This is a genomic window from Bradyrhizobium iriomotense (assembly GCF_018129405.1).
Classification (GTDB): Bacteria; Pseudomonadota; Alphaproteobacteria; order Rhizobiales; family Xanthobacteraceae; genus Bradyrhizobium; species Bradyrhizobium iriomotense_B.
On the sequence record NZ_JAFCLP010000004.1, the window covers coordinates 90,881 to 102,894 of the forward strand.

The 12,014-nt window shown below is 66.2% G+C and carries 11 protein-coding genes; 8 read left to right on the plus strand and 3 right to left on the minus strand.

What is annotated here, in order from left to right:
- The first annotated feature begins 38 nt into the window (after window positions 1-38).
- From JQ592_RS11825 to JQ592_RS11860, 8 genes are all read left to right on the plus strand, one after another.
- Window positions 39-266, plus strand: coding sequence for a hypothetical protein (locus JQ592_RS11825; RefSeq protein ID WP_211403341.1), 228 nt, complete (start codon window positions 39-41; stop codon window positions 264-266).
- Window positions 267-458: 192 nt separating this feature from the next.
- Window positions 459-875 carry a phosphonate metabolism protein PhnM gene (locus JQ592_RS11830; RefSeq protein WP_211403034.1) on the plus strand — a complete coding sequence of 139 codons (417 nt, stop codon included), beginning with the start codon at window positions 459-461 and terminating at the stop codon, window positions 873-875.
- Between the two features lie 224 nt (window positions 876-1,099).
- Window positions 1,100-1,276: a hypothetical protein gene (locus tag JQ592_RS11835; RefSeq protein ID WP_211403035.1), complete on the plus strand. Its 177-nt coding sequence runs from the start codon at window positions 1,100-1,102 to the stop codon at window positions 1,274-1,276.
- 57 nt (window positions 1,277-1,333) lie between these two features.
- Window positions 1,334-1,555 carry a hypothetical protein gene (locus tag JQ592_RS11840; protein ID WP_211403036.1) on the plus strand — a complete coding sequence of 74 codons (222 nt, stop codon included), beginning with the start codon at window positions 1,334-1,336 and terminating at the stop codon, window positions 1,553-1,555.
- A gap of 110 nt (window positions 1,556-1,665) precedes the next feature.
- Complete coding sequence (locus JQ592_RS11845) at window positions 1,666-2,883, plus strand: MFS transporter (RefSeq protein WP_211403037.1); 1,218 nt, start codon at window positions 1,666-1,668, stop codon at window positions 2,881-2,883.
- 35 nt (window positions 2,884-2,918) lie between these two features.
- Window positions 2,919-4,028 carry an alpha/beta hydrolase gene (locus JQ592_RS11850; RefSeq protein WP_211403038.1) on the plus strand — a complete coding sequence of 370 codons (1,110 nt, stop codon included), beginning with the start codon at window positions 2,919-2,921 and terminating at the stop codon, window positions 4,026-4,028.
- 278 nt (window positions 4,029-4,306) lie between these two features.
- The gene (locus tag JQ592_RS11855) at window positions 4,307-7,555 is read left to right on the plus strand and encodes an autotransporter outer membrane beta-barrel domain-containing protein (protein ID WP_211403039.1); all 3,249 of its coding nucleotides are present in this window, start codon (window positions 4,307-4,309) and stop codon (window positions 7,553-7,555) included.
- Window positions 7,556-7,883: 328 nt separating this feature from the next.
- The gene (locus JQ592_RS11860) at window positions 7,884-9,026 is read left to right on the plus strand and encodes a hypothetical protein (protein ID WP_211403040.1); all 1,143 of its coding nucleotides are present in this window, start codon (window positions 7,884-7,886) and stop codon (window positions 9,024-9,026) included.
- On the opposite strand, the gene gmk is transcribed toward JQ592_RS11860, so the two are convergent.
- The 3 genes from gmk to mltG form a co-directional block, all read right to left on the minus strand.
- Window positions 8,959-9,618: a guanylate kinase gene (gmk, locus tag JQ592_RS11865; RefSeq protein ID WP_211403041.1), complete on the minus strand. Its 660-nt coding sequence runs from the start codon at window positions 9,616-9,618 to the stop codon at window positions 8,959-8,961. The two genes, JQ592_RS11860 and gmk, sit on opposite strands and share 68 nt — an antisense overlap.
- Before the next feature lie 3 nt (window positions 9,619-9,621).
- Window positions 9,622-10,509, minus strand: coding sequence for a YicC/YloC family endoribonuclease (locus JQ592_RS11870; protein ID WP_211403042.1), 888 nt, complete (start codon window positions 10,507-10,509; stop codon window positions 9,622-9,624).
- 114 nt (window positions 10,510-10,623) lie between these two features.
- Complete coding sequence (gene mltG, locus JQ592_RS11875) at window positions 10,624-11,907, minus strand: endolytic transglycosylase MltG (RefSeq protein WP_211403043.1); 1,284 nt, start codon at window positions 11,905-11,907, stop codon at window positions 10,624-10,626.
- Window positions 11,908-12,014: the final 107 nt, after the last annotated feature.

Below are 12,014 nucleotides of genomic sequence, written 5' to 3' on the forward strand. Positions count from 1 at the left end.
GCCGCGGAACGCGGGCGCTCGCGCTGCGTTGGCAGGGCATGAGCATCCGCTGCACCGTCGAGAGCGCATTCTTCATTGCCTGGAGCTGCCTGGAGCAGAGCGGCGAGCTCGGCGCGCCGGACGAGACTGCAAACTTTCTTCTCGACTTCATTGAAGCGCAGCTCAGGACCGGCGAACGCCGGCCGCTGATGCTCGCGAACCGGGCGATCGACGCCTGGCGCGCACACGCAGCCGGGAGCCGGCCGCAGCAAGCGCGCTTTGGGTGACCGGCGGCGTCGCCGACCGCTGCCATCGCTTTCCACCGGACGCATCAGGGTTTTGCCGGATTCCGATAGTGATTTCGTCGTGCCTCACTCGACCGGGACTTGCCGCCGGGCAAACCACAACTTGCATCGACTCATGAATGGCCGTTCAATGCCGGTTTGGACCGACGCCGCGTTATTTTGTGGTTTTCTGGAATGCGAACTTTTCTAATTGTCCTTGGCATCTGGCTGCTGATCAACGTGCTCTTCGTCGTCATCATGATGCCGCCGCGCAAGCCGCGGAAGCCGGATCATCCGCGTTCATCGGCCGGCCTCGCACCGGCAGCCATCGAGCGCAACGCCCACCCTTTCGATGAGGAAGAGAAGGTCTCGCTTCGTCACACCATCATTGCCATCGCCATGGGCGCGCTGTTCTCGCTGACGCCGCCGCTGCTCGAAGCGATCGACGACATCAAGCGGCTGGTCAGGAAGTCTCGCAAGTCGGGCCAGCCGTCCGAGGCCGAGGACGGCGAAGGATCGCTGGAGACGGTGTCAGAAGACCTCCGCACGCGCGAGGAGCCGAAGACGACCGGCGGATCGTCGTCCGATGACAGCAACGCACCGAAGCGCTAGCGCCTAGATTCTCTTCACAGATTCCACTTCGCTCGCGACATTGGAACGTCGCGCGCCGTCAGCGCGTTGGCTCTCCATCAAGGCGACGACCGGGTCGGAGCCGATGACAAGAGCGGGCGCAGCCTGCTCCGCAGAACATCCAGAACACCGGTAGCGGGCGCGTGGGGTGAGCGATCACGCATGGGGATCGGAAAGTTTGGGGGATCGAAAAGAGGAGAAGCGAGTTGACCAATCTGGGCAAGTGGTACGATCCCATCTCCGAGCGCTGGGTCGCGCCGCGCGAACCGCGCCACGGGACAATATCGTCCGAAGCGAGCGAGAACCACGTCCGTGAGCGTGAGAGGACCGTCGAAGTCCAACGCATCTGGCGAGCGCTGGTCGATTGCTGCGCACGCGACTGACGTTCTCCGCGCGCGTCGAAACCGGAACCTCCAATCAGCAGAGCCGTTGTCATTTGCATGAGCGATCCTGCACTCCCCGCAAGGCCGGTCGCAGTCGCGATACGCTATCTGTCGATCATCGTCGGATGCGCCTGCCTGCTTCTCGCCGCCATCTGCTTCGCCATCGCGGCACAGGTCTTTGTGCAGACCGGTGTGTTTGCGCAATCCTATGCGATGGTCGGTCTCGTTAGCGCCGTGCTGGGGCTTTTGGCGCTGACGCTGGCGCGGGTGTGGAAGTAGGTGGTTGCGATAGTCCGCCCCTCGTCACGAAATATTCATGGCCTATCGCGATAAGTCCAAGTCGGATTTATCGACTAATCAAACAGACGCCGCGCCGCTAGTCCTGCGGCATGACCATTCAATCTTCCTCCCCAGCCGCGCCCTGGAGCGCAGTTCTTGCACTGTCGCTGTGCGCCTCGACGCTGGTGGCCTCCGAATTCATGCCTGTGAGCCTGCTCACGCCGATCGCGACCGATCTGCACCTGAGTGAGGGCCAGGTTGGACAGGCGATCGGAGTGTCCGGCCTGTTCGCCGTGATCACCAGCCTGTTCATCGCAGCCGTGACCAGCGGCGTCGATCGCCGCTCCCTGCTGCTCTCGTTGACTGCACTGATGTTGCTGTCCGGCAGCGTCGTGTCCTCGGCTCCCGATTACATGACGCTCATGGGTGGCCGGGCGTTGATCGGAATCGTGGTCGGCGGCTTCTGGTCGATGTCGGCCGCCACGATGATGCGCCTTGTCCCCGCCGGCGCTGTGGCGCGGGCGCTTGCCATCCTCAACGGCGGCAATGCGCTGGCCACCACCGTCGCAACGCCCCTGGCCAGCTTCCTCGGCCAACATATCGGCTGGCGTGGTGCATTCTTCTGCGTCGTGCCGATCGCGGCGGCGACGTTCGTCTGGCAATTCCTGACCCTTCCCGCAATGCCCGATCGGAACCGGTCCGGCGCTGCGGTCACCTTCCGTGTCTTGCGCCGGCCGCAGGTGGCCTATGGCATGCTCGCCGCCGCGCTGTTCTTCCTCGGGCAGTTCTCGCTCTTCACCTATCTGCGCCCGTTTCTCGAGACCGTCACCCACACGAGCGTCTCCACCCTCTCTGCACTCCTTCTGATCCTGGGCGTCGCGGGACTCGTCGGCACATCGTTCATCGGCTTCATCCTCAGGCCGCACCTCCATGCTGCGCTGGTCGCCATGCCTCTCGCCATGGCTGCCGTCGCCATCGGCCTTGTGACCCTCGGATCCTCGCTCATCGCGACGACCATTCTGCTGGGGTTGTGGGGCCTGATCGGCACGGCCGCGCCCGTGGGCTGGTGGAGCTGGCTGGCCCAGACCCTGCCCGACGATGCGGAGGCCGGCGGCGGCCTCATGGTTGCGGTCGTCCAGCTGGCGATCGCGACAGGCGCTGCCTTCGGCGGCCTTCTCTTCGACAGCATCGGCTATCGCGCCACCTTCCTGTTCAGCGCCCTCACCCTGTGCCTGTCGGCCGGCGCCATCTTTCTCGGCACCCGTCGCCAAGCTCCGAAACCCGCCCATGCGGCTCACGACGGGTGCACCAGCGCTGCGCGCTCGTGATGCATGCGCATCCCAAACGAAGATGGAGGTCGACGATGAAGGACAGGATTGAAAATCAGGACGAGCAGACCGGCGCGAACATCGATCGCCGCGATCTTCTGAAGCTTCCGGCCCTGGGCGCCGCCGCGTTCGCACTCACATCGATCACGGAGACGCTTCCCGCCATGGCCCAGGACATGTCGAACGGTGCCGACAATTTCTACCGGAGCGACAAGGTCGCCGTGCGAAAGGTGACCTTCAAGAACCAGTATGAAATGGCTGTTGCCGGCAACCTGTTTCTCCCGAAGGACCTCGACCGCAACAAGCGGAGTCCGGCCATCGTCGTCGGTCATCCCATGGGCGCGGTGAAGGAGCAAAGCGCCAACCTCTATGCCACCAAAATGGCCGAGCAAGGCTTTGTTGCCGTCTCCCTCGATCTGTCGTTCTGGGGCGAGAGCGAAGGCCGGCCGCGCAACGCGGTTGCCCCGGACATCTATGCCGAGGATTTCAGTGCTGCAGTAGACTTCCTCGGTCTTCAGTCGTTCGTCGACCGAAACCGGATCGGCGCAATCGGCATCTGCGGCAGCGGCAGCTTCGTCATCAGCGCGGCCAAGATCGATCCGCGGATGCGGGCCATCGCCACGGTCAGCATGTACGATATGGGCTCCGTCAACCGTAACGGCCTGCGCCACTCCCTCTCGCTCGCCGAGCGCAAGCGGATCATCGCAGCCGTGGCCGAGCAGCGTTACGTCGAGCGGGCCGGCGGCAAGACCGAGTACACCAGCGGCACCGTGCATCGGCTCACGCCGGACACCGATCCGGTCCAGCGCGAATTCTACGATTTCTATCGCACCCCGCGCGGTCAATACACGCCGAAGGGCAGCTCGGACCTTTTGACCACGCACCCGACGCTGACCAGCAACGTCAAGTTCATGAACTTCTATCCGTTCGACGACATCGAGACGATCTCGCCGCGCCCGCTGCTGTTCATCACCGGCGACCAGGCGCATTCAAGGGAGTTCAGCGAGGACGCCTACAAGCGCGCAGCCGAACCGAAGGAACTGCTCTACATTGCCGGCGCCGGCCATGTCGATCTCTATGACCGCGTCAAGCTGATTCCGTTCGACAAGCTGAAGTCGTTCTTCGATCAGCACCTGACGGCGTAATCGCGACGGCCGTCATCGCGAGATGCGTGCGCCAAAATTTCCGGGCGACTCCTTACGAGAAGCATTGACAAGTTCCAGCCCACAGTGATGGTGGAACTCATTGCTGATGAGGACGCAACCGGGCTTACGCTAGTCGCCCGCATTGCGCGCGTCCATGGAAGGCTGGTGAGATGTCGTTTGCGACGCTCGGTGCCCGGCCAAGAGGGGCACTGGGAATGTCGCAAGGAGCGAGGGCTCTGAGCCGGAGCGCGAAACGCGGTCGAATCAGCATCACATCATTGGCTGCACTGGCGCTGTCTCTGGCGACATTGACATGGGCGACAACGACACCGGCGCAGGCGCAGAGCTGGAATGGCGCGACACCGGACTGGTTCACGGCCGGCAACTGGACCCCCAGCGGCGTCCCGACCAACGCCACCAATGCGTTCATCGACACCACCTCGCCCAATGCCGCCATCATCTCGTCCGGCAACGCGCACGCGCAGAGCGCAATCATCGGCTTGTCCGCGACCGGAGCCCTTACCATCCGGAACGGGGGAACGCTGTCCAATACGGGCGGTGCTCTCGGCCTCAATCTCGGCTCGACCGGCACGGCAACGGTTGAAGGCGCGGGCTCGTCCTGGAGCAACTCCGCCGACCTCTCCGTCGGCTATTCCGGCGCCGGCACGCTGACGATCCAGAGCGGCGGTGCGGTGAGTGACCAGTCCGGCTATGTCGGCCGCGGTGCCAGCGCGAGCGGCACCGTGACGGTCGATGGCGCGGGCTCGTCCTGGACCAATCACATCGCGCTCTGGGTCGGCTACTCCGGCACGGGGACGCTGACCGTCAAGAACGGCGCCACCGTGAGCAACGGCGCCGACGGATCCATCGGCGTCAATTCCGGTGCGACCGGCATGGTGACGATCGACGGCGCCGGCTCGTCCTGGACCGATGGCGGCAATCTCTATGTTGGCCAGGCCGGTACCGGCACGCTGGTGGTCAGCAACGGGGGCACCGTGAGCAACGGTGTCGACGGGTATATCGGCGTCAATTCCGGCGCGACCGGCACGGTGACCGTCGCCGGCACAGGCTCGTCCTGGAGCCATGCCGGCATCGTCTCGATCGGCGAATCCGGCACCGGCACGCTGACGGTCGCCAATGGCGGTGCGGTCAACAACACGGGCGCGGTGATCGGCACCAATGCCGGCGCGACCGGCACCGTGACCATCACCGGCGCCGGCTCGTCCTGGAGCAATGCCGGCAACCTGACCGTCGGCCAGGACGGCACCGGCACACTGACGATCGCGGGCGGCGGCGTGGTGAGCAACACGACCGCAATGATCGGCCTCAATTCCGGCGCGACAGGCACCGTGACGGTGACCGGTGCCGGTTCGTCCTGGGCGAATTCCAGCTTCCTCTATGTCGGCCAGACCGGCACCGGCACGCTGACGATCGCGGACGGCGCCGCGGTGAGCAGCCTGATCGGGGTGATCGGCGGCGATTTCTTCTCGACGGGCTCCGTGACGGTCACCGGCGCTGGATCGTCCTGGGCCATCTCCGGCAATCTCGACGTCGGCCTGGACGGCGCCGGCACCCTGACAATCGCCAATGGCGCCGTCGTCTCGGCTTCCAACGTGACGGTTGGCTTTTGGCCCCTGTCCACGGGAACGCTGAATATCGGTGCCGCGTCCGGCCAGACCGCTGTTGCGCCCGGCACGCTGAACACAGCGGTCGTCAGGTTCAGGAGCAGCGCCGGCAGCAGCATCGTCTTCAACCACACCTCCTCGAACTACGTCTTTGCGCCGGTCATTATGAGCAGCGTCGCCAACATTGGCTCGGTCATTGTCGAGGCGGGCACCACCATTTTCACCGCCGCCAGCACCTACACCGGCGCGACCACGATCAACGGCGGCACGCTTGCGGTCAACGGCTCGATCGTGTCGAGCACGACCGTGAACAGCGGCGGCACGCTGGCCGGCACCGGCACGGTCGGATCGGTGACCATCAACAGCGGCGGCAGGCTGGCGCCCGCCTCCGGTGCGCCCGGCTCTGTGCTGACCATCGCCGGCAGCCTCGCCATGCAGTCGGGCGCGCTCTATCTCGTGCAGGTCGGGGCGTCGACGGCGTCACGCGCCAATGTCTCGGGCACGGCGACGCTCACCGGCGCCAGCGTGCAGGTGGCGATCGCCCCGGGCAGTTCGGTCGCCAAGCAAACCACCATCCTGCACGCGACTGGTGGTCGCGGCGGCACGGTTTTTAGCGGTGTCAGCGCGACGAACTTCGTCGCCAGCCTGAGTTACACGCCGACGGACGTGCTGCTCGATCTCTCGGCTGCGCTCGGCACCGGCACCGGGCTGAACGTGAACCAGCAGAACGTCGCCGATGCGCTCAACAACGCCTTCAACAGCGGCGGCGCGCTGCCGGCGAACTTCGCAGGTGTGTTCGGCCTCACCGGCGGCAATCTTCGCACCGCGCTGTCGCAGCTCTCCGGCGAACCCGCGACCGGCGCGCAGCAGGGCGCATTCCAGTTCATGGGTCAGTTCCTCGGCCTGATGCTCGACCCATCCGCCGGTGGCCGCGACGGCGCCGGCGGTACCGGAGGTCAGGCGGTCGGCTTCGCACCGGAGCGCGCGGCCTTGCCGGACGACATCGCCCTCGCCTATGCCAGGGCGACGAAGACGCCGCTCGACAAAGCTCAGCCGGCATTCGAGCAGCGCTGGAGCGTGTGGGCCAGCGGCTTCGGCGGCACCAGCAAAACCAGTGGCGATGCGGTTATCGGCAGCCACGATCTCACCGCGCAAGTCGCGGGCGGTGCTGCGGGGCTCGACTATCACCTGACCCGCAACGCGATGGTCGGCTTTGCGCTGGCCGGCGGCGGCACCCGATGGGACCTCGCGCAAGGGCTCGGCGGCGGCAGGAGCGACGCATTCCAGGGCGGCATCTATGCGGCCGTGCGCTCCGGGCCGGCCTATGTCGCCGCCTCGCTGGCGGCGGCCAACCACTGGGTGTCGAGCGACCGCCTCGCCGCCTTCGGCGATCATCTCACCGCGCGCTTCAACGCGCAGAGCTATGGCGGGCGGATCGAAGGCGGCTATCGAATAGCGGCGCCGTTGATCGGGATCACACCCTACGCGGCGCTGCAGGCGCAAAGCTTCCGCACGCCGGCCTACAGCGAGACCGATCTCACCGGCGGCGGCTTTGGTCTTGCCTACAGCGCCCGCAGCGCGACCGACACGCGCGGCGAGCTTGGCGCCCGCTTCGACCGCGCCATGCTGGTTGCGCCCGGCGCCGCGTTGATGCTGCGCGGCCGCCTCGCCTTCGCGCATGACTGGGTCAGCGATCCCGCGCTGTCGGCGGTGTTCCAGACGCTGCCGGTGGCAAGCTTCGTCGTCAACGGCGCGACGCCCGCGAAGGACACCGCGCTTCTCTCCACTGGGGCCGATCTGCACCTCGCCCGCGGCATCACGCTGTCGGCAAAATTCGACGGCGCCTTCGCCGACCGCGCGCAGACCTATGCGGGCACGGGCACGCTGCGTTACCGCTGGTGATCCGGATAGCTCGCCCCTGCGCGGCACCGTAAGCGCGAGCGGCGCGGTGCGCACATCCGGCGCGGGCAATGGCGTGACCTTCACGCGCGCCGGCCGTCTGTCGGGCCGTAGCGGCTCCGGAACCTTCCGCCACTCCGACGGCTGCTCGGGAACCTGTATCTCGGCTAAGCAATAACGCGGTCGAAAAAGGCCGGCAGCACGGCGGAACGAACGCCCGCCAAGCCCAATTCAAGCCACATCCTCTCCGGATTTGCGGCTCATTGCCACCCAAGTCTTTGACGAGAAAGGGCTGGTTAAGAGTTGCGTCATGCGTAACCGGGAGACCAGGATGGGCAACCGAACCGCGAAATTCGTATCTGCGCTTGTTGGCAGCATCATTGCCGGCGCGCCACTCGCCGCCGTGTCGCAGAACGCGCCCACCGCATCGAACACGGCCGGTGCGGCCGAGGAGTGCCTCGCTTCGCCGAAGGGGGCCGCGCCGCAGGGGCAGCACTGGCGCTATCGCGTCGAGCGCGGGACCAAGCGGCAATGCTGGTATCTGCGCGCCGAAGGCGCCAAGGTCACACAGAGCGCGCAGGCAACGACCGACGGACAAAATGCCGATGCAGCCGCGCCGCAATCAGTGCAGAACGCGCGTGCCGAATACATTGCACCGCAGACCGGTGCCGCGCCGAACATGGTAGCGCCCACGCCGGCCGCAGCGACTGCGCCGCCGGTCGCCGTCGCGGACACCAATTCAGAACAGCCCGCCGTTGCCACGCGCTGGCCTGATACCTCCACAACGCCCGCTGCGTCGCAGCCGATGGCCGCGCCAGCCCCGCAGCCGGGCGCAAAGCCGGCGAAGGCGCCTGCTCCGGTGGCGCTCGCCGCGGCCGAAATTCCCGCCGACAAGCCGACGGGCTCGCTCCAGATGCTGATGCTCGTCGTCGGCGGCGCGCTGGCGCTCGCCGGCATCCTCGCCAGCCTCATCTACCGCTTCGCCGGCGCGCGCGTCCGCGTCCAGGCGAGCGAACACCGCCGCGTGAATTGGGACGATCGGGAGCACCATCACCAGGACCGTGCGCCCTGGCTCAATGCGATGCCGGCCGCGCCGCGCGCGCAGCAGCCGCGCCCGATCGACTTCGATGCCGTGCGTCCGCAGGCCGCGCAACTTGCCGCGATCGACCGCGAGATCGATGTGATCGAAGCGCACGAGCCGCCGGCCGCCTCCGAAGCCGCGCAGCCCGATGCGGACATGATCCCGATGTTCGACAAGGAGTTCGAGATCGAGACCCGTGCGCCCCGATTGGCTGCGAACGAAGCCGCTGAACAACACGACGACCGCAATCAGGATGCGGTCGAGATCGACATCATCACGACGATGCTGGAACGGCTGCTGAAGGAAGGGCCGCGACTGTCGCAGCCTAGCCCTGCAGCTGAGCTTGCAGCCCTCGCACAAAGCCGACGAGGCCCGTCCGCCGCTCGCGCTTGAGGCGTTCGGCCTTCAGGATCGACTGCACCTCGGCGAAGGCCGCGTCGACATCGTGGTTGATCACGATGTAGTCGTACTCGGCCCAGTGGCTCATCTCGTCACTGGCGCGGCTCATGCGCTTGCGGATCACCTCGTCGGAATCCTGCGCGCGCGAATGCAGCCGCTTCTCGAGGTCGGCCGCCGAGGGCGGCAGGATGAAGACGCTGACGACATCCGCACGCGCCTTCTCACGCAGCTGCTGCGTGCCCTGCCAGTCGATGTCGAACAGCACGTCCTGCCCCGATGACAATGCGGCATCGACGGGCGCGCGGGGCGTGCCATAGCTGTTGTCAAACACGGTCGCCCACTCCAGCAGCTCGTCGCCCTTGACCATCGCTTCGAACCGGGACTTGTCGACGAACAAATAGTCCTTCCCGTCAACCTCGCCGGGGCGCTTTGCGCGCGTGGTCGCCGAGACCGACATTTGGAGACCTGAAGTCTCCGCAATCAGTTTACGCGACAGCGTTGTCTTGCCCGCGCCCGACGGCGAGGACAGCACGAACATCAATCCGCGCCGCTCGACACCGTCAGTTCCGTGACCGCCCGTCGTCATCGATCACTCCAGATTCTGGACCTGCTCGCGGAACTGCTCGACCACGTTCTTCATGGCGAGTCCCGTGTTGGTGAGCTCGATGTCGTTCGACTTCGAGCAGCAGGTGTTGACCTCGCGGTGAAACTCCTGCGCCAGGAAGTCGAGCTTGCGCCCGATCGGGCCGCCCTTGCCGATCAGCTCGCGCGCCTGCGCGATGTGCGAAGCGATGCGGTCGAGCTCCTCGCGGATGTCGGCCTTGGTGGCGATCAGGATCGCCTCCTGCATCAGGCGATCGGAATCGAAACGGTCGGAGGTGTCGAGCAGGGTTGCAATCTGCTCGGCGAGCTTCGCCTTGATCGCCTCGGGCTTGCGGCCCGGCGAGGCTTCCGCCTTTTTCGCCAGCGTCTCGATCTCGTCGACCCGCTGGGTCAGGATCTGGCCGAGCGAAGTCCCCTCGCGCTTGCGCATCGCGACGAGTTCGTCGAGCGCCTTGTCGAAGGCCTCCGCGGCAGCGGCACGGGCCGCCTTGTCCTCCTCCTCGTCGCCCTCGGGCTCGGCGACCTCGACGACGCCCTTGATGGCGAGCAGGCCGTCGATGCTCGGCGCGACGGCATCGACCTTGCCGGAGATCAGCGCGGCGGCCTTCAGCACCGCATTGAGCACGTCCTCGTTGACGCGGACCGTGGCGGCCGCGTTGGTGCGCTTGACGTTGAGATTGGCGTAGACCGTGCCGCGCGAGAGCAGCTCGCCGGCGCGTTTCTTGGCATGGGCCTCGACCTCGTCGAACCCCTGCGGCAGCCGCACCCTGAGGTCAAAGCCCTTGGCGTTGACCGACTTCAATTCCCATTCGAACGTGTACGGCCCGCTCGCGCCGTGGCTTCGGGCAAAGCCGGTCATGGACGACAGCGCCATCAGGTCAGATTCTCCAGGAACAAAGGATTCGCGAGGCTATCAAGCCACGCGAATCTTAAGACTATTTTGCAGGAAAGTGGAATCCGCAAAGTCCCGTAGGCAGGTCTGCACGGCCTAACGCTGGACCACCGGCGGCGAGGACTGCACCGCGCCCTGCCGGGCCGGCGCGGGATTGGCTGGATTGGCCGGGCGCGTCGCCGGCGGCTTTTTCTGCTGGTTCGGCCGCGCCGGCGTGGTCGCGGTCGGCGCGTCGGCAGCGCCGGGCGTGGCGGCGGCCGGGGGCTGCGCATCCTCGGCCGGCTCGACCGTGTCGTTCTGTATCTGCTTCTCCATCGCCCGCAGCTTGGCGACGTTCTTCTGGTGCGCGTCGTAGGTCTCGGTGAAGGCGTGCCCGCCGGTGCCGTCGGCGACGAAATAGAGGTCGCGGGTGCGGGCCGGGTTGGCGGCGGCTTCCAGCGAGGCGCGGCCCGGGTTGGAGATCGGGCCCGGCGGCAGGCCGTCGATCACATAGGTGTTGTAGGGCGAAGGCTGCGTGATCTCGCTGCGCTTGATCGGACGTCCCAGCGTGCCCTTGCCGCCGACAAGGCCATAGATGATCGTGGGATCGGACTGCAGCTTGATCTTCTGCTTCAGGCGATTGACGAACACCGCGGCAACGCGGCTGCGCTCGTCGGGCTTGCCGGTCTCCTTCTCGACGATCGAGGCCAGCGTCACCAGCTGCTCGGGAGTCTTGACCGGAACGTCCTGGTTGCGGCGTTCCCAGATCTCCGCCAGCACGCGCTTGTGCGCCTGCTGCATGCGCTGGATCACCTGCTCGCGCGTGGTGCCGCGCGGGAATTTGTAGGTCTCGGGCAGGAGCGTGCCCTCGCGCGGCAGCTCGCGCACGCTGCCGGTGAAGATGTCGTTGTCGGACAGCCGCGCCACGATCTGCTCGGAGGTCAGGCCCTCAGGGATCGTCACGGCGTGCTGCACCACCTTGCCTTCGACGATGGTGGCGATGACGTCGCGCAGCGATGCGTTCTTCTGGAACGAATACTCACCCGGCTTGAGGTCCGAGCTCGCCTTCAGCGCCGCGACGCTGGCGATGAAAACCCACGGATTGACGTCGGTGACGCCTTCCCGGTTCAACGTCTCGGCGATGTCGCGCTTGCCGGCACGCTGCGGGATGTTGACGATCTTGTCTTCCCTGAGCGGCCCGGGTGCTTCCAACACCTGCCGGCCGTAATAATACACGCCGCCGGCGCCGAGCATGGCGATCAGCAGCAGCGTGATGATGGCATTGCCGACGACCACGAAGGGGTTGCGCGCGCGCTCCGATCGCTTCGGCGGCGGCGGAACCTGCTCGGGCTCGAGCGCTGCCCGCGGACTCCGGGGCGAAATGGGCGGCCTTTCACTCATCGAAGCAACCTGAATCCTGCCGGTTCAATCGCGGCCTGACAATCGCTTGCCCAGCCAAATGCACGCGCCCACTTCTATGACTATCGCCGAATACGGCAAAACGGTGG

Excerpts from the sequence above, each read along its gene's own strand:
- JQ592_RS11850 (WP_211403038.1), top strand. The coding sequence starts at position 2,919 with ATGAAGGACAGGATTGAAAATCAGGACGAGCAGACCGGCGCGAACATC.
- JQ592_RS11845 (WP_211403037.1), top strand. The coding sequence starts at position 1,666 with ATGACCATTCAATCTTCCTCCCCAGCCGCGCCCTGGAGCGCAGTTCTT.
- mltG (WP_211403043.1), bottom strand. The coding sequence starts at position 11,907 with ATGAGTGAAAGGCCGCCCATTTCGCCCCGGAGTCCGCGGGCAGCGCTC.
- JQ592_RS11870 (WP_211403042.1), bottom strand. The coding sequence starts at position 10,509 with ATGGCGCTGTCGTCCATGACCGGCTTTGCCCGAAGCCACGGCGCGAGC.
- gmk (WP_211403041.1), bottom strand. The coding sequence starts at position 9,618 with ATGACGACGGGCGGTCACGGAACTGACGGTGTCGAGCGGCGCGGATTG.
- JQ592_RS11825 (WP_211403341.1), top strand. The coding sequence starts at position 39 with ATGAGCATCCGCTGCACCGTCGAGAGCGCATTCTTCATTGCCTGGAGC.
- JQ592_RS11860 (WP_211403040.1), top strand. The coding sequence starts at position 7,884 with ATGGGCAACCGAACCGCGAAATTCGTATCTGCGCTTGTTGGCAGCATC.
- JQ592_RS11830 (WP_211403034.1), top strand. The coding sequence starts at position 459 with ATGCGAACTTTTCTAATTGTCCTTGGCATCTGGCTGCTGATCAACGTG.
- JQ592_RS11840 (WP_211403036.1), top strand. The coding sequence starts at position 1,334 with ATGAGCGATCCTGCACTCCCCGCAAGGCCGGTCGCAGTCGCGATACGC.